This is a genomic window from Streptomyces sp. M41(2017) (genome assembly GCF_002078175.1).
Classification (GTDB): domain Bacteria; phylum Actinomycetota; class Actinomycetes; order Streptomycetales; family Streptomycetaceae; genus Streptomyces.
In genome coordinates this window covers 3,767,467-3,794,056 of sequence record NZ_MWFK01000001.1, presented here as the reverse complement: position 1 = coordinate 3,794,056, position 26,590 = coordinate 3,767,467, and the positions used below count along the sequence as shown (strand labels likewise).

At 70.6% G+C, this 26,590-nt stretch carries 24 protein-coding genes and 5 tRNA genes; 11 read left to right on the top strand and 18 right to left on the bottom strand.

Annotated features, from left to right (window positions below; genetic code table 11):
• Nucleotides 1–17: 17 nt before the first annotated feature.
• Complete coding sequence (locus B0675_RS16800) at nt 18–1,709, bottom strand: DAK2 domain-containing protein (RefSeq protein WP_241539800.1); 1,692 nt, start codon at nt 1,707–1,709, stop codon at nt 18–20.
• Nucleotides 1,710–1,966: 257 nt separating this feature from the next.
• Here B0675_RS16800 and rpmB point away from each other — a divergent pair, with 257 nt between their 5' ends.
• Nucleotides 1,967–2,152, top strand: a complete 186-nt coding sequence (rpmB, locus tag B0675_RS16795; protein ID WP_081221832.1) for a 50S ribosomal protein L28 — start codon at nt 1,967–1,969, stop codon at nt 2,150–2,152.
• Between the two features lie 205 nt (nt 2,153–2,357).
• Here the strand turns inward: rpmB and B0675_RS16790 are convergent, their stop codons facing one another.
• Nucleotides 2,358–3,323, bottom strand: a complete 966-nt coding sequence (locus B0675_RS16790; RefSeq protein ID WP_081219628.1) for a thiamine-phosphate kinase — start codon at nt 3,321–3,323, stop codon at nt 2,358–2,360.
• 206 nt (nt 3,324–3,529) lie between these two features.
• On the opposite strand from B0675_RS16790, the gene B0675_RS16785 reads away from it, so the two are divergent.
• Together B0675_RS16785 and B0675_RS16780 are read left to right on the top strand one after the other, a co-directional pair.
• Nucleotides 3,530–3,763: an Lrp/AsnC ligand binding domain-containing protein gene (locus tag B0675_RS16785; RefSeq protein WP_081219627.1), complete on the top strand. Its 234-nt coding sequence runs from the start codon at nt 3,530–3,532 to the stop codon at nt 3,761–3,763.
• Nucleotides 3,764–3,783: 20 nt separating this feature from the next.
• Nucleotides 3,784–4,299, top strand: coding sequence for a DUF3515 domain-containing protein (locus B0675_RS16780; protein WP_081219626.1), 516 nt, complete (start codon nt 3,784–3,786; stop codon nt 4,297–4,299).
• Between the two features lie 22 nt (nt 4,300–4,321).
• On the opposite strand, the gene B0675_RS16775 is transcribed toward B0675_RS16780, so the two are convergent.
• The 3 genes from B0675_RS16775 to B0675_RS16765 all read right to left on the bottom strand — a co-directional run bounded on the left by B0675_RS16775 (nt 4,322) and on the right by B0675_RS16765 (nt 7,374).
• Nucleotides 4,322–5,479: a D-alanine--D-alanine ligase family protein gene (locus B0675_RS16775; RefSeq protein WP_081219625.1), complete on the bottom strand. Its 1,158-nt coding sequence runs from the start codon at nt 5,477–5,479 to the stop codon at nt 4,322–4,324.
• A 117-nt stretch (nt 5,480–5,596) separates the two neighbouring features.
• Nucleotides 5,597–6,607: an NAD(P)H-dependent glycerol-3-phosphate dehydrogenase gene (locus B0675_RS16770; protein ID WP_081219624.1), complete on the bottom strand. Its 1,011-nt coding sequence runs from the start codon at nt 6,605–6,607 to the stop codon at nt 5,597–5,599.
• Complete coding sequence (locus B0675_RS16765; RefSeq protein ID WP_081219623.1) at nt 6,604–7,374, bottom strand: lysophospholipid acyltransferase family protein; 771 nt, start codon at nt 7,372–7,374, stop codon at nt 6,604–6,606. The genes B0675_RS16770 and B0675_RS16765 overlap by 4 nt, the downstream gene beginning before the upstream one ends.
• A gap of 144 nt (nt 7,375–7,518) precedes the next feature.
• Here B0675_RS16765 and cofC point away from each other — a divergent pair, with 144 nt between their 5' ends.
• Nucleotides 7,519–8,157: a 2-phospho-L-lactate guanylyltransferase gene (cofC, locus tag B0675_RS16760; protein ID WP_081221831.1), complete on the top strand. Its 639-nt coding sequence runs from the start codon at nt 7,519–7,521 to the stop codon at nt 8,155–8,157.
• 215 nt (nt 8,158–8,372) lie between these two features.
• Nucleotides 8,373–8,576 (top strand): hypothetical protein, encoded by a 204-nt coding sequence (locus B0675_RS16755; RefSeq protein ID WP_081219622.1) that lies wholly within the window; start codon nt 8,373–8,375, stop codon nt 8,574–8,576.
• Nucleotides 8,577–8,643: 67 nt separating this feature from the next.
• On the opposite strand, the gene B0675_RS16750 is transcribed toward B0675_RS16755, so the two are convergent.
• The 4 genes from B0675_RS16750 to leuC form a co-directional block, all read right to left on the bottom strand.
• Nucleotides 8,644–9,300 (bottom strand): HU family DNA-binding protein, encoded by a 657-nt coding sequence (locus B0675_RS16750; RefSeq protein WP_081219621.1) that lies wholly within the window; start codon nt 9,298–9,300, stop codon nt 8,644–8,646.
• Between the two features lie 138 nt (nt 9,301–9,438).
• Nucleotides 9,439–9,669, bottom strand: a complete 231-nt coding sequence (locus tag B0675_RS16745; RefSeq protein ID WP_081219620.1) for a hypothetical protein — start codon at nt 9,667–9,669, stop codon at nt 9,439–9,441.
• 278 nt (nt 9,670–9,947) lie between these two features.
• The gene (leuD, locus tag B0675_RS16740; RefSeq protein ID WP_081219619.1) at nt 9,948–10,541 is read right to left on the bottom strand and encodes a 3-isopropylmalate dehydratase small subunit; all 594 of its coding nucleotides are present in this window, start codon (nt 10,539–10,541) and stop codon (nt 9,948–9,950) included.
• Between the two features lie 5 nt (nt 10,542–10,546).
• Complete coding sequence (gene leuC, locus B0675_RS16735) at nt 10,547–11,971, bottom strand: 3-isopropylmalate dehydratase large subunit (RefSeq protein WP_081219618.1); 1,425 nt, start codon at nt 11,969–11,971, stop codon at nt 10,547–10,549.
• 190 nt (nt 11,972–12,161) lie between these two features.
• Here leuC and ndgR point away from each other — a divergent pair, with 190 nt between their 5' ends.
• A complete protein-coding gene (gene ndgR, locus B0675_RS16730) occupies nt 12,162–12,878 on the top strand; it encodes an IclR family transcriptional regulator NdgR (RefSeq protein ID WP_081219617.1) in 717 nt (238 codons plus the stop codon).
• A 198-nt stretch (nt 12,879–13,076) separates the two neighbouring features.
• Here the strand turns inward: ndgR and B0675_RS16725 are convergent.
• The 9 genes from B0675_RS16725 to B0675_RS16685 all read right to left on the bottom strand — a co-directional run bounded on the left by B0675_RS16725 (nt 13,077) and on the right by B0675_RS16685 (nt 17,070).
• Nucleotides 13,077–13,149: transfer RNA gene (locus tag B0675_RS16725), tRNA-Glu, on the bottom strand.
• Between the two features lie 29 nt (nt 13,150–13,178).
• Nucleotides 13,179–13,250 (bottom strand) — tRNA-Gln (locus tag B0675_RS16720).
• A 16-nt stretch (nt 13,251–13,266) separates the two neighbouring features.
• Nucleotides 13,267–13,339: transfer RNA gene (locus B0675_RS16715), tRNA-Glu, on the bottom strand.
• 62 nt (nt 13,340–13,401) lie between these two features.
• Nucleotides 13,402–13,474 (bottom strand) — tRNA-Glu (locus tag B0675_RS16710).
• A 41-nt stretch (nt 13,475–13,515) separates the two neighbouring features.
• A tRNA-Gln gene (locus B0675_RS16705) sits at nt 13,516–13,587 on the bottom strand.
• 89 nt (nt 13,588–13,676) lie between these two features.
• Nucleotides 13,677–14,411, bottom strand: a complete 735-nt coding sequence (locus tag B0675_RS16700) for an HAD family hydrolase (RefSeq protein WP_081219616.1) — start codon at nt 14,409–14,411, stop codon at nt 13,677–13,679.
• Between the two features lie 116 nt (nt 14,412–14,527).
• Nucleotides 14,528–15,997, bottom strand: coding sequence for a glutamate--tRNA ligase (gene gltX / locus B0675_RS16695; RefSeq protein ID WP_081219615.1), 1,470 nt, complete (start codon nt 15,995–15,997; stop codon nt 14,528–14,530).
• Entirely contained in the window at nt 15,990–16,766 is a 777-nt protein-coding gene (locus B0675_RS16690; RefSeq protein ID WP_081219614.1) for a fumarylacetoacetate hydrolase family protein, read from the bottom strand. Before B0675_RS16690 ends, gltX begins: the two co-directional genes overlap by 8 nt.
• A 115-nt stretch (nt 16,767–16,881) precedes the next feature.
• Nucleotides 16,882–17,070: a hypothetical protein gene (locus B0675_RS16685; protein WP_081219613.1), complete on the bottom strand. Its 189-nt coding sequence runs from the start codon at nt 17,068–17,070 to the stop codon at nt 16,882–16,884.
• Between the two features lie 595 nt (nt 17,071–17,665).
• Here B0675_RS16685 and B0675_RS16680 point away from each other — a divergent pair.
• From B0675_RS16680 to B0675_RS16660, 5 genes are all read left to right on the top strand, one after another.
• A complete protein-coding gene (locus B0675_RS16680; protein WP_081219612.1) occupies nt 17,666–21,511 on the top strand; it encodes a nitrate- and nitrite sensing domain-containing protein in 3,846 nt (1,281 codons plus the stop codon).
• A 9-nt stretch (nt 21,512–21,520) separates the two neighbouring features.
• On the top strand, nt 21,521–21,934 hold the full coding sequence (locus tag B0675_RS16675; RefSeq protein WP_010984127.1) for a roadblock/LC7 domain-containing protein: 414 nt from the start codon (nt 21,521–21,523) through the stop codon (nt 21,932–21,934).
• Nucleotides 21,935–22,045: 111 nt separating this feature from the next.
• Nucleotides 22,046–22,444 (top strand): DUF742 domain-containing protein, encoded by a 399-nt coding sequence (locus B0675_RS16670; protein WP_059131717.1) that lies wholly within the window; start codon nt 22,046–22,048, stop codon nt 22,442–22,444.
• Nucleotides 22,425–23,000 (top strand): ATP/GTP-binding protein, encoded by a 576-nt coding sequence (locus B0675_RS16665; protein ID WP_028802395.1) that lies wholly within the window; start codon nt 22,425–22,427, stop codon nt 22,998–23,000. The genes B0675_RS16670 and B0675_RS16665 overlap by 20 nt, the downstream gene beginning before the upstream one ends.
• A gap of 355 nt (nt 23,001–23,355) precedes the next feature.
• Nucleotides 23,356–26,580 (top strand): nitrate- and nitrite sensing domain-containing protein, encoded by a 3,225-nt coding sequence (locus B0675_RS16660; RefSeq protein ID WP_081219611.1) that lies wholly within the window; start codon nt 23,356–23,358, stop codon nt 26,578–26,580.
• The last annotated feature ends 10 nt before the right edge of the window (nt 26,581–26,590 follow it).

The following is a 26,590-nucleotide window of genomic DNA, read 5'->3' as shown; positions in this document are numbered from 1 at the left end:
GGCGGTGCCGTCGCCGGCTACTCGACCCCGATCAGCAGCAACGCGCCCTGCCGGCCGCCCCGGTACACGACGGTGTCCACGGCCAGGTAGGCCTCCCGCACCCGGGCTTCGAGGCGGGTGGCGACGGCGTCGGGGGTCTCGTCGCCGAGGACCAGGGTGACCATCTCACCGCCGGCGGCGAGCATGCGGTCGAGGACGGTCTCCGCCGTGGTCGTGACGTCGGCGCCGATGACGGCGACATCGCCGTCGATGAGACCGAGGACGTCCCCGGCCTGGCAGATCCCGGCCATGGTCCAGGACTGCCGTTCGGCGACGGCGACTTCGGCGTAGCGGGTGGCGCCGGCGGCCGAGGTCATGGCGACGACGTCCTCGTCGAAGCGGCGTTCCGGCTCGTGCACGGCGAGCGCCGCGATGCCCTGCACGGCGGAGCGGGTGGGGATGAGCGCGACCCGGACACCTTCGGTGCGGGCCTGTTCGGCGGCGGCCGCGGCGGTGTGGCGCAGGTCGGCGTCGTTGGGCAGCAGCACGACCTCGAGCGCGTGGGCCCGGCGTACGGCCTGGACGAGTTCGCCGCTGGCGGGCGGCTCCCCGGGGCGGGCCAGCACGGTCGTCGCCCCGGCCTCCGCGTACAGCCCGGCCAGGCCCTCACCGGGTACGACGGCCACGACGGCACGCTGCGCCCGTTCCCGGGGCGGCCGTGCCGCTCCCCCGGCGTGGACGTCTCCGAGCCCGAAGTGGGTGATGCGGATGCGGTGCGGGCGCCCCGCCTCGACGCCCGCCTCCACGGCGGCACCGGCGTCGTCGACGTGCACGTGGACGTTCCACAGTCCGTCGCCGCCGACGACCACGAGGGAGTCGCCGAGTCCGTCGAGCCGCTCGCGCAGCCGGTCCACGGCGGCGTCGTCCGCCTCCAGGAGATAGATCACCTCGAAGGCGGGACCGCTCTCCCCGGCCGTTCCGTCGCCGCAGGTCTCGGCCCCGGCGCCGTCCGGTCGTTCCGGCGTTCCGTCGGTCTGCGCGGGGAGGGCCGCGGAGCCGGGCGTCTGCCGCGGCGCCTCGCCCGTGAACGTCTGCACCAGCGCCGACAGGACCGCCACCAGACCTCGTCCGCCCGCGTCGACCACGCCGGCCCGCTCCAGCACGGCCAGCTGCCCGGTCGTCGCGGTGAGCGCGACGCGCGCTCCCTCGTAGGCCGCCCTCGCGACGCTCCCGCAGTCCCCCTCGGCGTCCGAGGCGGCGTCGGCGGCGGCCGACGCGACGGTGAGGACGGTGCCCTCGACGGGGTGGGCGACGGCCTGGCGCGCCGACTCGGCCGCGTGCCGCAGGGCCCGACGCAGCCCCTGGCCGTCGGTGTGGGCCCTGTCACTGTCGGCCGCGAGGACCTGCGCCATGCCGCGCAGCAGCTGCGCGAGGATCGTCCCGGAATTGCCCCGGGCGCCGATCAGGGCTCCGTGCGCCATCGCCCGTACGGCGTCGGCGAGGGACGGGGGCGCCGAGGCGGCGGCCATCGCGTGGCCCGCGAACACCGCCTCGACGGCGGCGGCCGCCGATTCCACCGTCAGGTACAGGTTGGTGCCGGTGTCCCCGTCGGCCACCGGGTAGACGTTGATCGCGTCGATCTCCTCGCGCGCGCGGCCGAGGGACTCCAGCGCGAGCCCGCACCAGGTACGCACCGCGAGAGCATCGAATGTCTGCGGTCCCTGCGGCACCTGCGCCTCCTTGAGCTGCTGGACGTGGGTCGCAGCGTAGACCCAGCAAGGGTTACCGTCGGTAGGGGGGCCGCTGAGGGGTGGGCGGGGGGTCGGCCGGCTCATGGTAGTTTCGTTCTCCGGACGCAGTCGTTGTATGCTGCTCCAGTTGCCCGATCCACTCGGGCCATCCCCCTGGCACCGCCACTCAGATCCTAGATCTTGATTCCGGCCTGCCGGGATCAACCGTAAGTGCATCTGAAGTCTTTGGAGTGACCGTGGCTGCCAATTGCGATGTCTGCGGCAAGGGGCCGAGCTTCGGCAACAACATCTCGCACTCGCACCGCCGTACGTCCCGTCGCTGGAACCCCAACATCCAGCGCGTCCGTACCGTTGTGGGCGGGACGCCGAAGCGCGTGAACGCTTGCACCTCGTGCATCAAGGCCGGCAAGGTCACGCGCTGACAACCGCCAGCGCGCGGCCACTGCTGGTTCGCTTGCACTGAACCCGTCCACCTCCGAGTGGGCGGGTTTTTTGCTGTCCGGACACCGGCGGCGCCCGACGGCCGGGAGTCGCCGCCCCTCGTACGAACGGGGTACGGGGTACGGGGTACGCGGAAGCGCGGCGCACGCCGTCGGGCGCGCACCGCACCGGGTTCCGCGGCCGCGCTCAGGACTCGATGTCCCCGAAGTGGTCCCAGCCGCCCTTGCTCGTCCAGGGGGCTCCGTCCACGGTGACCTGCGGAAGCGCCGACGGGTTGAGGACCTCGCCGATCACCTTCCAGCGCGCGGGCAGCTTCACGTCCGGCGGGAACGTCGCGACGATCGCGTGGTCCTCCCCGCCGCTCAGCACCCACTGGATGGGGTCGACGCCGACGGCCTGCCCGATGTCGTTCATCTGGGACGGCACGTCGATGTCCCCGGAGCGGACGTCGATGCGCACCTTGCTCGCCTCGGCGATGTGCCCGAGGTCCGCGATCAGTCCGTCGCTCACGTCCGTCATCGAGGTCGCGCCGAGTCCGGCGGCCGCGGGACCCGCGTGGTACGGCGGTTCGGGGCGGCGGTGGGCCTCCACGAACGCCCGCGGCGAGCGGAACCCGCGGGAGAGCACCGCGAAGCCGGCCGCGGACCAGCCCAGCCAGCCCGTCACGGCCACCACGTCACCGGGCTGGGCCCCGCCCCGGGTGACCGGCTCGTGGTTGCGTAGATCGCCGAGCGCGGTGATCGCCACGGTGATGGTCTCGCCCCGTACGACATCGCCGCCGACCACGGCGGCCCCAGCGACCTGGCACTCGTCGCGCAGCCCGTCCATCAGCTCGGACGGCCAGGTGGCCGGGAGTTCGGCGGGCACGACCAGGCCGAGCAGCAGCGCGGTCGGCACGGCGCCCATCGCGGCGATGTCCGCGAGGTTCTGCGCGGCGGCCTTGCGGCCGACGTCGTACGCCGTGGACCAGTCGCGGCGGAAGTGCCGTCCCTCCAGGAGGATGTCGGTGCTCGCCACGACCCTGCGGTCCGGCGCTGCCACCACCGCGGCGTCGTCGCCGGGGCCGACCCGGACCGCCGGGGTGGTGGTGAGACGCGAGGTGAGCTCTCGGATGAGCCCGAACTCCCCCAACTCGCCCACGGTGCCCTTCATGATCGTCGTGCTCCCTCTGTCGCTGCTCGTGCCCGGTCGCGAGCGGTGTCCGTACTCGGTACGGTCGAGTCGACCGTCAACTTGTGCCGTCCCTGCACCCCGGCGCGCAAGCCCCAGTCACCGCGGGTCTCCCCGCGGCGAGCGGCAACGCGATACCGTGGCGTTCCTTTTCCCCACATGATCCTCGTGGCCGCCCTGGAGGTTCCGTGGTACAGGCGTACATCCTGATCCAGACGGAGGTCGGCAAAGCGTCGACCGTCGCCGAGACGATCAGCAAGATTTCGGGGGTGATCCAGGCCGAGGACGTGACAGGACCGTACGACGTGATCGTGCGGGCCCAGGCAGACACCGTGGACGAACTCGGCCGCATGGTGGTCGCCAAGGTCCAGCAAGTGGACGGCATCACCCGCACCCTGACCTGCCCGGTCGTTCACCTGTAGCCCCCGTCTACCCTTGGCCGGTGAACTTCTTCCGTCACCGGCACGCCGCTCTCCTCGGGCTGCCCGTCATCGCGGTTCTGACCGCGATCGCGGGCTGCTCCTCAGCAGACGACAACGCGTCCGTCGTGGTTCCGAGCCCGGGGCAGAAGGCCACCGAGCTGTGCCGGAACCTGGACAAGGCGCTGCCGCGGACGTTGGACGGCCACAGCCGTGAGGACCCGGAGCCCCGGTCCGCGCTGACCGCGGGCTGGGGAAGCCCGGCGACGGCGATCATACTGCGCTGCGGTGTCGAACGGCCGCCGAAGATGACCGACCCGAAGGTGGCCTCGGGCAACGACCCGAAGGCGGTCGGCGGCGGTGTGAACGGCGTCGACTGGCTGATGGAGAAGCGGGACGACGGGTCCACCCGCCTCACCACCGCGCTGCGCAGGACCTACGTCGAGGTCACGGTGCCGAAGGGCGACGACGTCTCCGGCGTGCTCGTCGGACTCGCGGCCTCCGTCAAGAAGGCGATCCCCAAGGGGATCGCCGACTGACACCGCGGGCACCGAGCAGGGCTCAGCGCAGCCCCGTCGAGCGGCGAAGCGCCGCCTGGACGAGGCGGTCGACCAGCTCCGCGTAGCTCACGCCCGTCTCCTGCCACATGCGCGGGTACATGGAGATCGGCGTGAAGCCCGGCATGGTGTTGATCTCGTTGATGACGAACTCGCCGTCGTCGGTGAGGAAGAAGTCCGCGCGGACCAGGCCCTCGCAGGACGCGGCCTCGAAGGCGTCGACGGCGAGCCGGCGGACCTCGGCGGTCTGCTCCTCGGTGAGCGGCGCGGGCACGATCCCGGCGGCCGAGTCGATGTACTTGGCCTCGAAGTCGTAGAAGGCGTGCGACTGGACGGGCGGGATCTCGGCGGGCACCGAGGCGCGCGGCCCGTCCTCGAACTCCAGGACACCGCACTCGATCTCGCGACCGGTCAGCAGGGCCTCCACGATGATCTTCGGGTCGTGCCGCTGGGCCTCCTCGATCGCCTCGTCGAGGCCCGCCAGGTCGTCGACCTTGGTGATGCCGAAGGAGGAACCGGCGCGCGCGGGCTTCACGAACAGCGGCCAGCCGTGCTCACCCGCGAAGTCGACGATCTTCTTGCGGGCGGCGGACTCGTCCTGCTGCCACTCGCGGGGCCGGATCACCACGTAGGGGCCCACCTTGAGGCCGAACGAGGTGAACACCCGCTTCATGTAGTCCTTGTCCTGGCCGACGGCCGAGGCGAGCACGCCCGAACCGACGTAGGGGACGCCGGACAGCTCCAAGAGGCCCTGCAGGGTGCCGTCCTCGCCGTACGGGCCGTGCAGCACCGGGAAGACGACGTCGACCTCGCCGAGCGCCTTGGGGACCGAGCCGGGTTCGCTGTAGACGACCTCGCGGTTGGAGGGGTCCACGGGGAGCACCACGCCGCCCTCGGTGGACTCGGCGAGCTGCTCGACGCTGGGCTGCTTGCGGTCGACGATCGCCATGCGCGCCGGGTCGTCCGCGGTGAGCGCCCACCGGCCGTCCTGGGTGATGCCGATCGGCAGGACGTCGTACTTGGCACGGTCGATGGCGCTGAGGACGGCGCCGGCCGTGACCACGGAGATCCCGTGTTCGGAGCTGCGGCCGCCGAAGACGACAGCCACGCGCGGCTTGCGACGCGGCTGCTCAGGGCTCTGGGTGAGGTTCTCGGTGCTCATATCGCGTTGAGAGTACCCGGTGGTCGTGGGGTGAGTCAGCGCCCCACGACGGCCGTTGCTCAGCGTCGTTCCGGTCGTCGCGGAGCGTCGCCCACCCGGCCGTGCGCCGGGGCCCGTTCAGCGCCGTTCGGGCTTGGCGCTGCGCGACATCAGCTCCTTGAGGGCGACCACGGGGGGCTTGCCCTCGTGGACGATGCCGACCACGGTCTCCGTGATGGGCATGTCGACGCCGTGCCGGCGTGCCAGATCCAGCACCGACTCGCAGGACTTGACGCCCTCGGCGGTCTGCCGGGTGATGGCGATGGTCTCCTGCAGGGTCATGCCCCGGCCGAGGTTGAGGCCGAACGTGTGGTTGCGGGAGAGCGGCGAGGAGCAGGTCGCGGCGAGGTCCCCGAGGCCCGCGAGGCCCGAGAACGTCATCGGGTCGGCGCCCATGACGAGTCCGAGGCGGGTCGTCTCGGCGAGACCGCGGGTGATGAGCGAGCCCTTGGCGTTGTCGCCGAGTCCCATGCCGTCGGCGATACCGACCGCGAGGCCGATCACGTTCTTCACGGCGCCGCCGAGTTCGCAGCCCACGACGTCCGTGATCGTGTACGGGCGGAAGTACGGCGTGTGGCAGGCGGCCTGCAGCCGGCGCGCCACCGACTCGTCGGGGCAGGCGACGACCGCCGCGGCGGGCATCCGCTGGGCGATCTCCTTGGCGAGGTTGGGTCCGGAGACGACGGCGACGCGGTCGGCGGAGACCTTGGCCACCTCCTCGATGACCTCGCTCATCCGCTTCACCGTGCCGAGTTCGACGCCCTTCATCAGGGAGACGAGCACGGTGCCGGGGGCGAGCAGCGGGACCCACTCGGCGAGGTTGGCGCGCAGGGTCTGGGACGGCACGGCGAGCACGGTGAAGTCGGCGTCGCGCGCGGCCTCGGCGGGGTCTGCGGTGGCCCGCAGGTTCTCCGGGAGTTCGATGCCCGGGAGGTAGTCCGGGTTCATCCGCGTGGAGTTGACCGCTTCGGCGAGTTCGGGGCGGCGGGCCCACAGAGTGACGTCGCACCCCGCGTCCGCGAGCACCATCCCGAAGGCCGTGCCCCACGATCCGGTCCCGAAGACGGCTGCCCTGACCGGGTTGCTCACGTGCCCTGCCCCTCTTCCTGCTGTGCTTTCGCCCGGGCCGCGGCCCTGCGGCGCTGCGCGATACGCACCTCGCGCGGGTCGTACACCTTCGCGGGCGCCTTCTCGCCGCGGATCAGCTCCAGCTGCGCGGTGACGGCGGCCATGATGACCTCGGTGGCCTCCTTCAGGAGGTCCGGGGTCATCTCCTTGTCGTAGAAGCGCGTGAGGTCCACCGGCGGGCCCGCGAGCACGTGGTGGGTCTTGCGCGGAAGGACGTCGGGCTTCTTGGCGTAGGGCGGGAGCAGTTCGTTGGCGCCCCACTGGGCCACCGGAATCACCGGGCACCTGGTCTGCAGCGCGACCCGGGCGGCGCCGGTCTTGCCGGTCATCGGCCAGCCGTCGGGGTCCCGGGTGAGGGTGCCCTCAGGGTAGAAGGCGACGCACTCACCGCGCTCCACCGCGTCGATGGCGGCCCGGAACGCGCTCAGCGCGTCGGTGCTCTCGCGGTAGACGGGGATCTGTCCGGTGCCGCGCATCGCGGCGCCGACGAATCCCTTCCGGAAAAGGCCCGCCTTCGCCAGGAAGCGCGGAACACGCCCCGTGTTGTACTGATAGTGCGCGTACGCGAAGGGGTCCACATGCGAATTGTGGTTCACCGCGGTGATAAATCCGCCCTCGGCCGGAATGTTCTCCATTCCGCGCCAGTCCCGCTTGATCAGAAGTACCAGCGGCGGTTTGCAGAGAACCGCTGCGAAGCGGTACCAGAAGCCGATTCTGCGGCGGGGCACGCGGACACCTTCCTCTAGGGCCTGGGGGGCCGCACAAGTGTCGCCCCAGGCCGTCTGTCTGTCGAGAACACCGTACGCCCCGGCGTCCGGACCGCCAGGGCTGGCGGGTCACAATAAGGCGTGACGAGAGAGGGCGGAGTGCTCGTGCGGTGGACGGTGGTCATTCCCCTCAAGCCCTTGGCGCGGGCCAAGAGCAGGCTTGCGGACACGGCCTCCGCGGGACTGCGCCCGGCCCTCGCCCTGGCGTTCGCGCAGGACACCGTGGCGGCCGCGCTGGCCTGCGAGGCGGTCGAGGATGTGGCGGTCGTCACGGGCGACCCGCTGGCCGGACGGGAGCTGGCCGCGCTGGGCGCGCGCGTCGTCGCGGACGAGCCGGGGGGCGGCCTGAACGCGGCTCTGGCGCACGGAGCGGGGGTCGTACGGTCCCGGGACCCCGGATGTGCCGTCGCGGCACTGAATGCCGATCTGCCCGCTCTGCGCCCGCCGGAATTGGCGCGGGTCCTGCACGCGGCCGCTGAATTCCCCCGCGCATTCCTGCCCGATGCGGCCGCAATCGGGACGACGCTCCTGGCCGCTTCGCCCGGTCACGAATTGCTCCCCGCTTTCGGCACCGATTCCCGGGCCCGCCACCGCGCGTCGGGCGCCGCGGAACTCCGCCTCGACTCCGTGGATTCCGTGCGGCAGGACGTGGACACCGGGGACGATCTGCGGGCTGCGCTGACGCTCGGGGTGGGGCCGCGCACCCTCGCGGCGGCCGCCCGGCTGCTGATTCCGGAGCAGTAGGCGGGATCCGCCCGCGCCGGGCGGGTGTTCCGGCGGCCCGGGGGTGCGGACAGGGCGACGGATTCGTTCCACGGCGTTGGGCCGGCCGGGGTTCTCCGCACCGGCGGACCGCGCGGTCGACGGCGCGGACTTCGGCCGATCCAGCGGATCCAGAGGGGTTCACGGTGTCCCGCGCGGCCGGCGGGAGCGCCGGCCGGGGTCAGTAGGCTGCCCCCATGCAGGCGACCTCGTACACGTACGACCCCGAGACCCGCAGCGGACAGGTGCTGCTCGACGACGGCACTCCGGTGCCCTTCGACGGGGCGGCGTTCGACGCCGGCGGCCTGCGGCTGCTGCGGCCCGGGCAGCGCGTGCGGATCGAGACGGAGGGCGAGGGCGAGGGGCGCCGGATCACGCTGATCACCCTGCAGACGTTCTGAGAACGCCGCGGGCCGGGCTCCCGAGGGGAGCCCGGCCCGGCGCGTGAGGTACCCCAGCGCCCTGCTTCTAGCGGGCGGTGGCCTTCTTGGCGGTGGTCTTGCGCGCCGTCGACTTCTTGGCGGGGGCCTTCTTGGCGGTCGCCTTCTTCGCCGGGGCCTTCTTGGCCGTCGCCTTCTTGGCGGTGGTGGTCTTCTTCGCCGCGGCCTTCTTGGCGGTGGCCGTGGTCTTCTTGGCGGTGGCCTTCTTCGCCGTCGCCGTGGTCTTCTTCGCGGCCGCGGTGGTCTTCTTCGCGGTCGTCTTCTTGGCGGTGGCGGCCTTGCGGGCGGTCGCCGCCTTCTTGGCGGTGGTGGCCTTCTTGGCCGCGGCCTTCTTCACCGTCGCCGAAGCGCCGCCGGACAGGCTGCCCTTCGGGGCCTTCTTGACCGCGACGTCGTTCTTCGGGAGCTTCTTCGAGCCGCTCACCAGGTCCTTGAAGCCCTGACCCGCGCGGAAGCGCGGCACCGAGGTCTTCTTGACCCGGACGCGCTCACCCGTCTGCGGGTTGCGGGCGTAGCGAGCCGGACGGTCGACCTTCTCGAAGGAACCGAAGCCGGTGACCGAGACCCGGTCCCCGCCGACGACCGCACGGACGACCGCGTCCAGTACCGCGTCGACCGCGTCGGCGGCCTGCTGACGGCCACCGACCTTGTCGGCAATCGCTTCTACGAGCTGCGCCTTGTTCACGTCTTCCCCTTCGGAGACATTGCCCGAACGAATGCGTTCAAGCTTTTTCGCACGTTAGGCAGATATATACCGCAAATCAAACACGAAACGGGCTAATCACCCTTGTGCCGCAACGAACTCGGGCCGCAGCGGAGTTCCTCAGCGTTCCTCTTCGGGGAATCGGCCCTCGTCGAGGTCGTTGGTGAACCGCTCCAGACGCCTTGTCGCATCGGCGAGATCGTGCTTGGCCGCGGCCGTAATGACCAGCAGCTTCCGGGCCAGCGCCATCCGTACGCCCTCCGGGACTTGCAGTGCGCGCACTCTTGTGTGCGCTTCCTTGAGTTGGGCCGCGACTGCCGCGTAGAGCTCGAGTTGGCCGTCGCGTTCCATGCACAGATTGTGCCATCTGGGGCGAGTTGTCGCCTGCGCAGGGGGTAACTGCCGCCTCCCGAGGGCCTCCTGGCGACGTCGGCCGGAAGCTGTGCCACAGTGCGCGTACCCAGCCAAACTCCCTTGTAACTAGGGGAGTTGACAGGTGTAACGGGGGTGAACGAGGAGCCTTCGGAGGCGGATACAGCTGTACCCCCAACCGTCCACGATTGGGGGTACAGAGGGGTGTTGCGGGTGGCTGAAATCAGTCTTGCCCCGGCCGCGGAACGGCCCTCGGGTCAGACCTGGATCGTCTTCGGCTTGTGCGAGGGCCGCTTGGCCTCGTACGTCGCGATGTCGCCCTCGTTCTGGAGGGTGATGGAGATGTCGTCCAGCCCGTTCAGCAGCCGCCAGCGGGCGTTCTCGTCGAGCTCGAAGGCTGCGGCGATGCCTTCGGCGCGCACCTCGCGGGCCTCCAGGTCGACGGTGATCTCGGCCTGCGGGTCCTTCTCCACCAGTTCCTGGAGCGCGTCCACGGTCTTCTGCTCCAGAACCACGGTGAGCAGGCCGTTCTTGAGCGAGTTGCCCCGGAAGATGTCCGCGAACCGGGACGAGACGACGGCCTTGAAGCCGTAGTTCTGCAGAGCCCAGACGGCGTGCTCACGGGAGGAGCCGGTACCGAAGTCGGGGCCCGCGACCAGGACCGTGGCGCCCTTGCGCTCGGGCTGGTTGAGGACGAAGGACGGGTCCTTGCGCCAGGCCTCGAAGAGGCCGTCCTCGAAGCCGTCCCTGGTCACCTTCTTGAGCCAGTGGGCGGGGATGATCTGGTCGGTGTCGACGTTGCTGCGGCGCAGCGGGACGGCCCGGCCGGTGTGCTTGGTGAATGCTTCCATGACTCTCAGACTCCAGCGGGCACGGGGGCGTCGGACAGGTCGGCCGGCGAGGCGAGGTGGCCGAGGACCGCGGTGGCGGCCGCCACCTGCGGCGACACGAGGTGCGTACGGCCGCCCTTGCCCTGCCTGCCCTCGAAGTTGCGGTTCGAGGTGGACGCGGAGCGCTCACCGGGGGCCAGCTGGTCCGGGTTCATGCCGAGACACATCGAGCAGCCCGCGTGCCGCCATTCGGCGCCGGCCTCCTTGAAGACCACGTCCAGGCCCTCGGAGACGGCCTGCAGACCCACGCGCGCGGAGCCGGGGACGACCAGCATCCGTACGCCGTCGGCGACTTTGCGGCCCTCGACGATCGAGGCCGCGGCCCGCAGGTCCTCGATACGGCCGTTGGTGCAGGAACCTACGAAGACGGTGTCGACCTTGATGTCCCGCAGTGGCTGTCCGGCGGTCAACCCCATGTATTCCAGGGCCTTTTCGGCGGCGAGGCGCTCCGAAGCGTCTTCGTACGAAGCCGGGTCGGGGACCGCTGCCGAAAGCGGCGCGCCCTGGCCGGGGTTGGTGCCCCAGGTGACGAACGGCGCCAGGGACGCGGCGTCGATGACGACCTCCGCGTCGAAGACGGCGTCGTCGTCGGACTTGAGGGTCTTCCAGTACGCGACGGCGGCGTCCCAGTCCTCGCCCTCGGGGGCGTGGGCGCGGCCCTGGAGGTAGGCGAAGGTGGTCGCGTCGGGAGCGATCATGCCCGCCCGGGCGCCGGCCTCGATCGACATGTTGCAGATGGTCATGCGGGCTTCCATCGACAGCTTCTCGATGGCGGAGCCGCGGTACTCCAGGATGTAGCCCTGGCCGCCGCCGGTGCCGATCCGGGCGATGATCGCCAGGATGAGGTCCTTGGCGGTGACGCCGTCGGGCAGCTCGCCGTCGATCGTGATGGCCATGGTCTTCGGGCGGGCCAGCGGCAGCGTCTGGGTGGCCAGCACGTGCTCGACCTGCGAGGTGCCGATGCCGAACGCCAGGGCGCCGAAGGCTCCGTGCGTGGAGGTGTGGGAGTCGCCGCAGACGACCGTGGTGCCGGGCTGGGTCAGGCCGAGCTGGGGGCCCACCACGTGGACCACGCCCTGCTCGACGTCGCCCAGGGAGTGCAGGCGCACGCCGAACTCGGCCGCGTTCTTGCGCAGCGTCTCCAGCTGGACCCGGGAGACCGGGTCCGCGATGGGCTTGTCGATGTCGAGGGTCGGGGTGTTGTGATCCTCGGTGGCGATGGTGAGGTCGAGCCGCCGCACCGGGCGCCCGGCCTGACGGAGACCGTCGAAGGCCTGCGGGCTGGTCACCTCGTGCAGCAGGTGCAGATCGATGAAGAGGAGGTCGGGCTCGCCCTCGGCGCGCCGGACGACATGGTCGTCCCAGACCTTCTCCGCGAGTGTCCTACCCATCGCTTTCCCTCCGGCCGGCCTGTGTGGCGCCGGCCCAACTAGAGATTTCCGAGGCGGCAGACGTTCGTACCCCTCGTCCGGACGTCGTCCGCCGGGCCCGTTGGTCCGCGGGCCGCTGTGTCTACAAGGGTGGCGCGTTCCACCGGAAATTGAACTTGCGTTTCACAGAGTGAGACGCGAGTATCGTTTCATGGACAACAGTAGCGGCGTCGGCGTTCTGGACAAGGCAGCCCTTGTCCTGAGCGCTCTGGAGTCCGGTCCGGCCACCCTTGCGGGCCTGGTCGCGGCGACCGGACTGGCACGACCCACGGCACATCGCCTCGCCGTGGCACTTGAGCACCACCGCATGGTGGCGCGTGACATGCAGGGCCGGTTCATCCTCGGCCCCCGCCTCGCCGAGCTGGCCGCGGCCGCCGGCGAGGACCGCCTCCTCGCGACGGCGGGCCCGGTGCTCACGCATCTGCGGGACATCACCGGCGAGAGCGCCCAGCTCTACCGCCGCCAGGGCGACATGCGCATCTGCGTCGCCGCGGCCGAGCGCCTGTCGGGCCTGCGGGACACCGTGCCGGTGGGCTCCACACTCACCATGAAGGCCGGTTCGTCCGCGCAGATCCTGATGGCGTGGGAGGAGCCGGAGCGACTGCACCGCGGCCTCCAGGGCGCCCGCTTCACCGCGACCGCCCTGTCGGGAGTACGGCGCCGGGGCTGGGCCCAGTCGATCGGCGAGCGGGAGCCGGGCGTCGCGTCCGTCTCCGCGCCGGTCCGGGGCCCCTCGAACCGCGTGGTGGCGGCCGTCTCGGTCTCCGGTCCGATCGAGCGCCTGTCCCGTCACCCGGGCCGGATGCACGCGCAGGCGGTCATCGACGCCGCCGGCCGCCTCTCCGAGGCCCTGCGCCGCACCGGCTGATCCGACGTCCCACTCCCCCTTGTTCCGCACGTTCCGGGACGGGCCGGCCCCAACGCCGCGGCAGGCCCGCCCCGGAACGCCGAACTCGCGCCACTCGCAGCCGACTTCGCGTCGCCGTACGAGAACTGCCGGGGAACGCCGAGGAGTCCTGGAACGCCGAAAGGGCCCCCACCGAAGTGGAGACCCTTGCGGACCACGTACCCCCGACCGGATTCGAACCGGCGCTACCGCCTTGAGAGGGCGGCGTGCTAGGCCGCTACACAACGGGGGCCTAGGATCATGCGTTTCCGCAGAACCGAGCTGGGCTACCAGGACTCGAACCTAGAATGACGGTACCAGAAACCGTAGTGTTGCCAATTACACCATAGCCCATGGTGGTTTAGACCAGTACCCCCGACCGGATTCGAACCGGCGCTACTGCCGTGAGAGGGCAGCGTGCTAGGCCGCTACACAACGGGGGCCCTAGCGATCCTGCATGAGAGGCAGCGGGTGCGACCCGGACTGTCCCCCTGGGAAGGATCTGTACCCCCGACCGGATTCGAACCGGCGCTACTGCCGTGAGAGGGCAGCGTGCTAGGCCGCTACACAACGGGGGCTTTGCGGAGCTGGTCTCCGCGGTGCAGATGAGCTCTGCGAGCTGGCCTACCAGGACTCGAACCTAGACTAACGGAACCAGAAACCGTCGTGCTGCCAATTACACCATAGGCCACTGAGACGCCATCCCCTGCGAGATCTTGTCTTAGCTGACGCCTCCGAGCTCCGGCCTTTCGGCCCGTTCTCGGCGGCGCAGAAAGAACATTACCCGAAGGTGGACGACGCTCCAAAACGGGTATCGGCGCCGAGCAGCGAGGGGAGTTCGGCCAGCGAGGCGATGCGGTGCGGGCCCGTCGGCGGACCGTCTGCCGCGATGTGTGCGCCGTCACGGTCGATCCACACGGAGAGCAGTCCCGCCTCGGCCGCGCCGCGCCCGTCGATCTCCGGGTGGTCGCCGACGTAGGCCACGCGGTGCGGTGGCAGCCGCAGGGCGTCGCAGGCCGCGTGGAAGGCGGCCGCGGCGGGCTTGGAGACGCCGAGTTCCGCCGCGCACAGGATCGACTCGAACCGGTCGTGCACCCCGAGGACGCGCAGCTTGCGGTCCTGCACGAGGAGGCTGGAGTTGGACAGGACCGCGTGCCGGTGACTGCCGACGAGGCCGTCGAGGACGGGCAGGACGTCGGGGAAGAGGGCCCAGGCGGATTCGTAGTGCGTGACGTAGCGGTCGAACCACGCGTCGGCGTCGGCGTCGCTCAGCCGCTCCCCCAGGAACACCCGGACGCGGTCGCGTCGCTGGCCCTGCCAGTCCGTCTCACCCGCCGAGAACCGTGCCCACTGCGCGTCGGTGATCTCCCGCCAGCGCGCGAGGGCCTGCTCGACGGACGTGTATCCGTCGAGCAGGCCCTCCGCCGCCAGGTGACCGCGCATGCCGGCCCGGTCCGCGGCCGTGTAGTCGAAGATCGTGTCGTCGATGTCCCAGACCACCGCGTCGATGCTCATGGAACGACCGTATCGCCGCGGCCCGCCGGCTGTCGCTCGCCGGTCGCGGGGCGCCGGCGCACGGCGCAGGGGGCGGCGCCCGAAACGGACACCGCCCCCTGCGCTCCGCTCTGCGGCTATGCGGCGAGCCGTGCCAGCGCGGCGTCGACGCGGGCCAGCGTCGTCTCCTTGCCCAGGATCTCCAGGGACTCGAAGAGCGGCAGGCCGACCGTGCGGCCGGTGACGGCGACGCGGACCGGGGCCTGCGCCTTGCCGAGCTTGAGGCCGTGCTCCTCACCGGCGGCCAGGACGGCCTCCTTGAGGGACTCCGGGGACGACCAGTCGGCGGCGTCGAGCTTCTCGCGGGCCGTGCGGAGCAGGGCGTCGCTGCCCTCCTTCATGGCCTTCGTCCAGGAGGCCTCGTCGAAGACCGGCTCCGGCAGGAACAGGAAGTCGACGTTGTCCGTGATCTCGGAGAGGACCTTCATCCGCGACTGGGCGTGCGGGGCGATCGCCTGCCACTTGGCGTCGTCGAAGTCCTCCGGCGCCCAGGGCGCGAACGGCGCACGCAGCCAGGGCGCGCAGCGCTCGGTGAAGTCCTTCACGTCGAGCAGGCGGATGTGGTCGGCGTTGATCGCCTCGCACTTCTTCAGGTCGAAGCGCGCCGGGTTCGGGTTCACGTCCGTGACGTCGAACGCGGCGACCATCTCCTCGATGGAGAAGATGTCGCGGTCGGCCGCGAGCGACCAGCCCAGCAGGGAGAGGTAGTTCAGCAGGCCCTCGGGGAGGAACCCGCGCTCCCGGTAGAGGTTGAGCGAGGACTCCGGGTCGCGCTTGGAGAGCTTCTTGTTGCCCTCCCCCATGACGTAGGGGAGGTGGCCGAAGGCCGGGGTGCTCTTGGCGATGCCCAGCTCGGTCAGCGCCTTGTAGAGGGCGATCTGCCGGGGGGTGGAGGAGAGCAGGTCCTCGCCGCGCAGGACGTGGGTGATCTCCATCAGCGCGTCGTCGACCGGGTTGACCAGCGTGTACAGCGGCGCGCCGTTGGCCCGGACGATGCCGAAGTCCGGGACGTTCTCCGGGAGGTACGTGATCTCGCCGCGCACCAGGTCGTCGAAGGTGATCGCCTCGTCGGGCATCCGGAAGCGGACGATGGGCTTGCGGCCCTCGGCCTCGTAGGCGGCCTTCTGCTCGGCGGAGAGGTCGCGGCAGTGGCCGTCGTAGCCGGAGGGCCTGCCGGCGGCGCGGGCGGCGTCGCGGCGGGCGTCCAGCTCCTCGGTCGAGCAGTAGCAGGGGTAGGCGTGTCCCGCCTCCAGCAGCTTGGCGGCGACGTCCTGGTAGATGTCCATGCGCTGCGACTGGCGGTACGGCGCGTGCGGGCCGCCGATCTCCGGGCCCTCGTCCCAGTCGAAGCCGAGCCAGCGCATCGAGTCGAGGAGCTGGTCGTACGACTCCTCGGAGTCGCGGGCCGCGTCGGTGTCCTCGATGCGGAAGACCAGGGTGCCCTCGTTGTGCCGGGCGAACGCCCAGTTGAACAGGGCGGTGCGGACCAGCCCGACGTGGGGGTTGCCGGTCGGGGAGGGACAGAAACGTACACGGACGTTAGCCACGCTTGATCACCTTGTTGGTGAGAGTGCCGATGCCTTCGATGGTGACGGCGACCTCGTCGCCGACGTTCAGGGGGCCGACCCCGGCCGGGGTGCCGGTGAGGATGACGTCTCCCGGGAGCAGCGTCATGGCCTCGGTGATGTTGACGATCAGGTCCTCGACGGAGTGGATCATCTCGCTGGTGCGGCCGAGCTGTCGCTGCTGGCCGTTGACCGTGCACTGGATGGTGAGGTCGGCGGGGTCCACGTCCGTCTCCACCCAGGGGCCGAGCGGGCAGGAGCTGTCGAAGCCCTTGGCCCGCGCCCACTGCTTCTCGCGCTTCTGGACGTCGCGCGCGGTGATGTCGTTGGCGCAGGTGTAGCCGAGGATGACGTCCTTGACGCGCTCGCGCGGGACCTCACGGCACATGCGGCCGATCACCACGGCGAGCTCCGCCTCATGGTGGAGGTCGCTGGTGAAGGAGGGGTACTGGATCGGGTCGCCGGAGCCGATCACCGAGGTCGACGGCTTGAAGAAGGCGAACGGGGCGTCCGGCACCTCGTTGCCGAGTTCCCTGGCGTGCTCCGCGTAGTTGCGGCCGAAGGCCACGACCTTGTTGGGGAGCACCGGCGGCAGCAGGCGCACCTTGTTCAGCGGGACCTTCGTACCGGAGAGCTCGAAGTCCGCGAACGGGATGCCCTTGATGATGTCGAGGACGAACTCGTCCGGCTTGTCGCCCTCGACCGCGCCGAAAGCGACGTTGCCGTCGATGGAGAATCTGGCGATGCGCACGGGATCCTTGCGCCCCTCACTGAGCTGGCTGGAGTCTGACGCTCCAGGCTAACGCGGCAAGGGGTGCGGACTTCGCGTATGCCCGCCGGGGCGGTGGCCGTGGCCGCCGGCCGGTTCACTCGGCGGCGGTCGCGGAGACCGGGACCTCCATGAGGACGGTGCGGCGGGGGTTGGCGGTCTGGCCCGGGAGGTCGAGCGAGTGCTCCGGCAGTTCCGCGGTCCCGAGGGCGCCGGCGTCGTCGAGGTGCGCCAGCGTGGTGCGTCGCGGGTTGGCAATGTTGCGGAACATCATCGTCGTCTTCACCGTTGTACTCGACCTCGTCGTCCTGGGCGCCGGGGGCGAAGAGCCCCGTATAGGCGCGGGTTGTCGGATTCGCCATCCCTGTAAAGCGTCAGGCTAAACATGCAATTCCCGGGCGAAGCCGTGAAGACGCCATGATCGCAGTGTGAGTTTGCTCACTCACCCGGGGGCAAAGCGGTCAATTGAGACCCCCAACTCCGGGCGACCAAACGGACATTGCTCCACTGAAGCAGTCATTCCGCTCCTGATCATGGCGACTGGGACAGGGGGCGCTGGTCAACGGCTCGTGGGCATACGCCCGGTATGTACGAGATCGCTTTGCACATCTCGTGACGCGGCCCTCACAAGCTGTCACGGAGGTCACAGCCTGGTACTCGGCCCTTGTTGGAGATCCTGCACTGTGCTGGAATTCCACGGACCGCCGCGGGATACGAACCGGCGCGCAGGGGCGCAACGCAGCGCCGAGTGGCGGCGGGAAAGGGGAGCCTGCGCCGGTCACTCACGACCACACCATGAGGCGCATCTGCGCCTTTGTACGACGCCGACACCGTCCCGCCGTTCGCGCGGAGGGGCGCCTGGTCCAGAGGTTGCGACGCTAGTGCAGGGACGTTTCAAGAGGGATGGCAGCGCTTCGGCGGAGCCGGAGCCGCGCGGCGGGACCGACCGCGGTTCCTCGCCCCAGCACGCCCAGAACCCGGGACCGGCAGAGGTCGGCGGCAGCGGTGATCAGTCCGCTCGCTCCGGCGCGAAGCCCAAGGCTCCCACCACCACGACGGCCGCCACGCCGCCGAGCAACCCGGGCCCCGGCCCGCGCGTCGCCCTGCGCAACTGGCGCATCTCGACGCGACTGGTCTCACTGCTCGCGCTCCCCGTGGTCGCCGCGACCTCGCTGGGCGCGCTGCGCATCAACCAGTCGATGGACGACATCCAGCAGCTCGACAACATGAAGCTGCTGACCGAGATGACCAAGCAGGCGACCGAGCTCTCCGTCGCGCTCCAGAAGGAACGCGACCTCTCGGCCGGCCCGCTGGCACACGGCGCCACGTCCAGCGACTACACGGTCAAGGGTGTGCGTGACGCGACGGACGTCGCGAAACAGCACTTCCTCGAGGGCACGCAGGACATCGAGGACGCGACGGCCAAGGGCCAGCTCTCCGGTGTCCGCGACAGCCTCGTCGGCGTCGCGGGCGAGCTGAACAAGCTCGCCGACATCCGCAACGGGGCGTACAACGACACGGACAACGCCACCCAGACCGTCGAGGCGTACCACCGCCTGGTCACCCAGCTCCTCGCGCTCTCGCAGGACATGGCCGAGGCGACCAGCAACCCGGAGATGATCCAGCGGACCCGCGCGCTGTCGGCCTTCTCCTCCGCCAAGGAGTACGCCTCCGTCCAGCGGGCCGTCATCGCCGCCGCGCTGCCGGAGCAGCCGAAGACCTTCGGAGTCCTCTCCAAGAACGACCAGCAGTACGCGCTCTCCGCTCAGCAGAGCCAGGCTTCGGAACTCACGAGTTTCAAGAGCATCTACGGCAACGGTTACGCGGAGCTCCTGAAGCCCATCGAGGGCAGCAACCCCACCATCGAACAGGCCGACACCTACGCCCGGCGTGTCCTCGCGGGCCCCGACGGTCTGAAGACGCAGGCCAAGCGGTCCTACAAGGACTGGGTCGACGACGACACCGCCAAGATCGACAAGATGTCGACGATCGAGACCACGCTGCTCGGCGAGATGGAGCAGAAGGCCCGTCAGCTGCGCAACGAGTCCGAGAGCGAAGCGATCATCTCGGGTGCGCTGATCCTGCTCGTGCTCGGTGTCTCGCTCGTCGGCGCCTTCGTGGTGGCCCGGTCCATGATCCGCTCGCTGCGCCGCCTGCAGGACACCGCGACCCGGGTCGCCCAGGACCGTCTGCCCGAGCTGGTCAAGCAGCTCTCGGAGTCGGACCCGCAGGACGTCGACACCTCCGTCGAGTCCGTCGGTGTGCACTCCCGGGACGAGATCGGCCAGGTCGCCGCGGCCTTCGACGACGTGCACCGCGAGGCCGTCCGCCTCGCCGCCGAGCAGGCCCTCCTGCGAGGCAACGTCAACGCGATGTTCACCAACCTCTCGCGTCGCTCGCAGGGCCTCATCCAGCGCCAGCTCTCGCTCATATCCGAGCTGGAGTCGCGTGAGGCCGACCCCGACCAGCTCTCCTCGCTGTTCAAGCTCGACCACCTCGCGACCCGCATGCGCCGTAACGGCGAGAACCTCCTCGTCCTCGCCGGTGAAGAGCCCGGCCGCCGCTGGACCCGCCCGGTCCCGCTGGTCGACGTGCTCCGCGCCGCCGCCTCCGAGGTGGAGCAGTACGAGCGCATCGAGCTGGCCTCCGTGCCGACCACCGAAGTGGCCGGCCGCGTGGTCAACGACCTCGTGCACCTGCTCGCCGAGCTTCTGGAGAACGCCACCTCGTTCTCCTCGCCGCAGACCAAGGTCAAGGTCACCGGTCACGCCCTGCCCGACGGCCGGGTGCTGATCGAGATCCACGACACCGGTATCGGCCTGTCCCCCGAGGACCTGGCCGCGATCAACGAGCGGCTCGCCGCACCGCCCACCGTGGACGTCTCCGTCTCCCGCCGCATGGGCCTCTTCGTGGTCGGCCGTCTGTCGCAGCGCCACGGCATCCGCATCCAGCTGCGTCCGTCCGACTCCGGTGGTACGACCGCGCTGGTCATGCTGCCCGTCGACGTCGCCCAGGGCGGCAAGAAGCCCGTTCCGGGCAAGCCCGGCCAGGGCATGCAGGGTGGCGGACCCGCCGCCGCGCAGGCCTCGGCCGGACTGGCCGCGGCCCGTCGCGGCAACGGCTCGCAGGGCGGTCCCTCGCTCGGCGCCGGTGCCCCCGCGGCCGCCGGCGGCTCCCTCGGCGCCCCGCCGCAGCGCGGACAGGTCGGCGCCGGCCAGGGTCCGCGGGCCGCGCTGCCCGGCAGCAACCAGGGCGGTTTCCCCGGTGCTCCCGGTGGTGCGCGCGGTCCCCAGGGACCGGGTGCCGGACAGCAGAACAGGCCGGCTCCGGCCGGTGCCGGCGCGGGTGTCTTCGGGCAGAACGCGCAGGGCGCCCCGCAGGGTCTCCAGGCAGGCAACGGCAACCAGCAGGGCTTCGGCGACGGTCCGGGCTCCGCGAACGCCTTCGGTGACACCTCCGGTGGCCGGCAGAACGCGTTCGGCGCCTCCAACGGCTCCGGTGCCCGGCAGCAGAACGGCTTCGGCGACAGCGCCCCCGCCGCCACGCCGCCGCAGGCCCCGCAGCCTCCGCAGGCCGGCAAGGGCAGCCGTCGCCGGCCGCAGCTTCCGGGTCGCGGTGGCGCTCGCGCCGAACTGCCCGGCGGCAACAACGCTTCCCGTACGCCGAGTTGGAGCGACGACAACGCGCAGCCGCCCGTGCCGCGCGCTTCCCTCGACGCCCCGCGCGGCCACGAGGACCCCGAGGCCACCTCCCGCATGCCGCGGATCGAGGACCACCAGGGCCCCGCGTCCACCTCGGAGTTCGCCCGCCCCGACTTCGACGCCCCGCGCCCCGGCGCCGGTGCTCCGCAGTACACCGGTCTCAACAACGGCGGCCCGGGCAACGGCGGCCAGAACGTCAACGGCCAGGGCGGCAACGGCCAGGTCAACGGAGGCCAGAACACCGGGCAGTACAACCGCCCGGACGTGTACGGCTCCGGTGGCGTCTCGCCCGTCGGCCAGAACCCGGCCTCCACGGGGCAGTTCGCCCCGCAGGGCTACGGCGCCTCCCAGGACCCTTCGTCCACCGGCCAGTTCGCCCGCCCCGGTTACGGAGCCTCCCAGGACCCCGCGTCCACCGGGCAGTTCGCCGCACCCGGCTACGGCAACCGGCAGGACTCGTCGTCCACCGGACAGTTCGAGCGGCCGGCGGCCCCGCAGCCGCCCGTCCGTCCGCAGGAGCCCGAGGCGCTTCCGCCCGCGGGCCCCGGTGACGGCCGCACGCCGCTGTTCGACACCCTGGAGACCAACTGGTTCCACGGTCAGGCGAACGGTGCCGGTGCGGACGGCGCTCACCAGACCAACGGTTCCCAGGGATCCGCACAGGTTGCCCCCCAGCAGCCGCAGGGTTCCTCGGCGCCGCAGCAGCGGCCCGCCGCCGCGCCGGCCTCTGCTTCGTGGCGCAGCTCTCCGAACGACGATCTCGTCCGGCAGGCAGAGCGCGTCCGTCAACCGTCGGCGGGCGGGGTCACCACCTCCGGCCTGCCGCGCCGCGTCCCGCGCGCCAACCTCGTCGCGGGCACGGCACAGCAGCAACAGCACCAAAGCGGTCCGCAGGTCTCCCGTGCGCCTGATGACGTACGCGGCCGGCTGACCAACCTCCGTAGGGGCATTCAGCAAGGTCGACAGGCCGCTCCCAACGGCCAGACCGGCAGCTTCCCCAGCCCCACTCACCAGCAGGAGCGTTAGTTGAGCCCGATGAGCCAGGCGGCACAGAACCTCAACTGGTTGATCACCAACTTCGTGGACAACACCCCTGGGGTGTCCCACACCGTCGTCGTGTCCGCCGACGGACTCCTTCTGGCCATGTCCGAAGGCTTCCCCCGCGACCGCGCGGACCAACTGGCGGCCGTCGCCTCCGGACTGACCTCGCTGACCGCCGGGGCATCCCGGATCTTCGAGGGCGGGACGGTGGCCCAGACGGTCGTGGAGATGGAGCGCGGCTTCCTCTTCCTGATGTCCGTCTCGGACGGATCGTCCCTCGCGGTCCTCTCCCACCCGGAGTGCGACATCGGTCTCGTCGGCTACGAGATGGCACTGCTCGTCGACCGTGCGGGCGCTGTCCTCACGCCGGACCTGCGTGCCGAACTACAAGGCAGTCTGCTTCACTGACCGCCCCCGGATCCAGACACCGCACGAAATCACCGTCCGGCCGCCACAATCCCCCCACCGGCCTCAACAGACGGCACGACTGACCGACCTGCTGTCCCGCCCGGAGGATTCATGACCCCGCCCACCGCCTCTCATGATCCGTACGCTGAGCCGTACGGGGACGAGGGCGACCAGCCGCTGGTACGTCCGTACGCGATGACCGGCGGCCGGACCCGGCCGCGGTACCAACTCGCCATAGAGGCGCTGATCAGCACCACGGCCGACCCGGCGCAGCTGATGGGGCTGCTCCCCGAACACCAGCGCATCTGCCACCTGTGCCGGGAAGTGAAGTCGGTGGCCGAGGTCTCGGCGCTCCTGTCCATGCCTCTCGGTGTGGCCAGGATCCTCGTCGCGGACCTCGCGGAGGCCGGACTGGTCGCCATTCACCAGCCTGGCGGCGATGAGAACAACGGCGGCGCGCCGGACGTGACTTTGCTCGAAAGGGTGCTCAGTGGACTTCGCAAGCTCTGACGGAGGCCGGGCGACCACCTCCGCGAAGATCGTCGTGGCGGGTGGCTTCGGTGTCGGCAAGACCACGTTCGTGGGTGCCGTCTCCGAGATCAACCCGCTGCGCACCGAGGCCGTCATGACGTCCGCTTCCGCGGGCATCGACGACCTCACCCACACCGGGGACAAGACCACCACCACGGTGGCCATGGACTTCGGCCGCATCACCCTGGACCAGGACCTGATCCTGTACCTGTTCGGTACCCCGGGTCAGGACCGGTTCTGGTTCATGTGGGACGACCTGGTCCGCGGCGCCATCGGCGCGGTGGTCCTGGTCGACACCCGGCGTCTCGCCGACTGCTTCCCCGCGGTCGACTACTTCGAGAACAGCGGCCTGCCGTTCGTCATCGCCCTCAACGGCTTCGACGGACACCAGCCGTACAACCCCGAGGAAGTGCGCGAGGCCCTGCAGATCGGTCCGGACGCTCCGATCATCACGACGGACGCCCGGCACCGTGCGGATGCGAAGAGCGCTCTCATCACGCTGGTCGAGCACGCTCTGATGGCTCGGCTGCGGTAGCAGCCAAGTCGACAGGTCCATAGGGAAGTTGTCGTAGACGAACTGGAGCCGGCTGTGTCGTTTGACACGGTCGGCCACAGTGTTCATAACGTTTCGACAGAGAATTCCACCGGCTCCGACACGGTTCGCGGTCACCCGGTACCGCTGCGCTCACGAAAGCCCCGCCTTTTGGCGGGGCTCGCTCTTTATGACCGTTTTATCTGAGGCCTGTGCCACCCGGAATCACAGGTTCCGAGTGTTTGGAAGGGCGCTCCCTGACGTGCTGGAATGCGCTGAACTGCCCAGTAGCTAAGTCACGGGCGCTGGAGATACCGCGGCACAACGTAGGTGCCGACGCCGAGAGGTTGTTGGTCGAGTGAGGCGAAGCACGAACGGTCCCGAGCCGTCGGCACGGGGCAACTTCACCCCGCCGCCGCGCGGAGCGGCGCCCGCACACATGCCTGGCCCGGAGCCCGTCCCGGCCCCCGCGCCGAGCGGCGGCCGTTTCTCCCCGCGCAACTGGCGAGTGCCGGCCAGGCTGAACGCGATCCTGCTCATACCCGTGGTGGTCGGCCTTGTCATGGGCGGCTTCCAGGTACGGAGCTCGATCGACACCTGGCAGCAGGCCCAGGACGCCGAGAAGACGGCGCGTCTGGTGCAGGCGGCGCTGAACTACGGCGACAAGCTGTTCGTCGAGCGTGACGTCAGCGCGGCCCCGCTGCTCCAGGGCAGCCAGGCCAGCGCCAAGGACAAGGCGGCCGTCGCGGCCGTCCGCAAGGACACCGACACCGCGGCCGACGCCTTCGACGCGGCAGCCCAGAACATGCCGAAGACGGCCGGTCTGGAGCGGCGTCTCGCCATCTTCCGCAAGGTCGAGCCCGGTCTGGACTCCCTGCGGAAGGTCGCGTACACCTCCAAGCTCCCCGGGGTGAAGACCGAGGAGGGCTACCTCCAGATCCAGCACCCGCTGATGGAGTTCGCCAACGAACTCGGTCTGGGCACCGGAAACATCACCAGCTACGGCCGTACGGTCTACGCGATCTCCCTCTCCAAGGCGGCCCTGTCGCTGGAGCGGTCCATCGGTATGCACATGCTGGTCCAGCCGGGCCCGGGCGTGAGCAGTCTCGCCAGCCAGCGCGTCGCCCTCTCCTCGTACGCCTACCTCGAGGGCATCGCCGTCGAGGAGTACCTCGGCGGTGGCACCCAGGCCGACGCGGACAAGCTCTCCGCCGCCCAGGCGAAGATCAAGGCGGAACTGACCGAGCAGGGGAAGCAGGCCGCGGCCGCCGACCCGAACTACGTGAAGCCGCCGTCCGACCCGACCGAGATGGTCACGCAGCTCGCGCAGCTCGCGTCCACGCTGCCGGCCGACCGCGCCGCCCTGGCGGTCAAGGGCATCACCGCGCAGAACTGGTGGGCGGTCAACACCGCCAAGTACAACGCCTACCGCCAGATCGAGTCGGACCTCTCCGACAAGGCCGTGGCCGAGGCGGCGGACATCTCCGCCAGCGCCAAGACCGACGCCATCATCACCGGCGCGGCCGTCGTGATCGCCCTGCTCGCCGCGTTCATCCTGGCCGGCATGGTGGCCCGCCAGATGAGCCGCTCGATGCGCCAGCTGCGCAACGCGGCCTTCAACGTCGCCGAGCAGCGTCTGCCGATGCTGGTCGACCAGCTCTCGCGCACCGACCCCGGCCGCGTCGACACCCGCGTCCAGCCGATCCCGATCACCACCACGGACGAGATCGGCGAGGTCGCCCGCGCCTTCGACCAGGTCCACCGCGAGGCGGTCCGACTGGCCGCCGAGCAGGCCCTCCTGCGCGGCAACATCAACGCGATCTTCACCAACCTGTCGCGGCGCAACCAGTCGCTGATCGAGGGCCAGCTGACCCTGATCACCGAGCTGGAGAACAACGAGGCCGACCCGGACCAGCTGGAGAGCCTCTTCCGCCTGGACCACCTCGCGACCCGTATGCGCCGCAACGGCGAGAACCTCCTGGTCCTCGCCGGCGAGGAGCCCGGCCGCCGCTGGGACCAGCCGGTCCCGCTGGTGGACGTGCTGCGCGCCGCCTCCTCCGAGGTGGAGCAGTACGAGCGCATCGAGCTCTCGGGTGTCCCGGAGGCCGAGATCCACGGCCGCGCCGTGACCGACCTCGTGCACCTGCTCGCCGAGCTCCTGGAGAACGCCACCACGTTCTCCTCCCCGCAGACCAAGGTGCGTGTCACCGCGACCCGTCTCCCGGACGGCCGCATCATGGTCGAGATCCACGACAAGGGCATCGGCCTCACCGCCGAGGACTTCGCGGACATCAACCACAAGCTGGCCAACCCGCCGACCGTGGACGCCGCGATCTCCCAGCGCATGGGCCTGTTCGTGGTCGGCCGGCTGTCCGACCGGCACGGCATCCGCGTCCAGCTCCGCCCCTCGGGCGAGCAGGCCGGCACCACCTCGCTGGTCATGCTCCCCGACGCCATCACCCACGGTGGTGGCGGCGAGCAGCCGATGCGCGACGAGTTCACCGTCTCCCAGATCATCCCGGAACAGCAGCAGCCGTCCTTCCCGGGCGAGAACTTCGGGGGCCAGCAGCCGCTGCTCACCGCGGCGGACCTCGGCTTCGACGACAGCCGCTACGAGGTCCCGGACGACATCCGCGACCTCGACCCGGTGGGCCGCTCCCTGATGCGCGAGGAGCGCCGGGCGGCCCTGGAGGCACAGGCGCAGGGCATGGAAGCCATCGAGGGCCCGCAGGGGTACACCGAGGGCTTCGACACCCGGCAGCCCTACGACAACGGACAGCCGCCCTACAACGGCGCTCCGGCGTACGACGGCGCCCAGGGTGTGCACGAGGAGCAGCAGACGACGTACGACCAGCAGACGTCGTACGAGGAGCCGCAGCGCGCTGCGTACGACGAGGCGTACTTCCCGTCCACCGGCGGCTACCCGGAGGCCTCCTATCCGGAGGCCGTCCAGGAGGAGCACGCCGGAGCGCGCGGTTCCGCGCCGGAGACGCATTCGGGCTTCGAAGAGCCGTCCTACCAGGACGACTGGCCGCAGCAGGACGCGTACCAGGGCGGCTACCGCTCCGAGTACGCTCCGCAAGCGGAATCACCGCAGGCCGCTGACGCCACCGAGCAGGACCGCGTAGGCTTCAGTCGTCCGGGACCGGCTCCCTCGGCCGCCCACGCGATGACCGACGCCGGACTGCCCCGCCGCGGATCCACCGCCGGCGGCAACGTCAACGGCAACGGCCAGAGCCCCGCGAACCGCCAGAAGGAGCAGGCCCCGCCCGCTCCCGACGGCAAGGGCGACGACTGGCGCTCGTCCAACGACGACCGGTGGCAGCGCGCCGAGCAGCTGAAGAAGCCGAAGGCCGGCGGGGTCACCTCGTCCGGTCTGCCCCGGCGGGTGCCCAAGGCCAACCTGGTCGAGGGCACCGCGGAATCGACCCCCCAGGGCGGCCCCCAGGTCTCCCGTGCTCCCGAGGACGTCCGGGGCAGGCTGAGCAACCTGCGCCGGGGTGTCGAGCGGGGACGCAATGCAGGTAGTGACACGAACGGTCAGGGCTTCGGCTCTGACAGCACCTACAACCAGGAGCGTTAGTGTGAGCCCG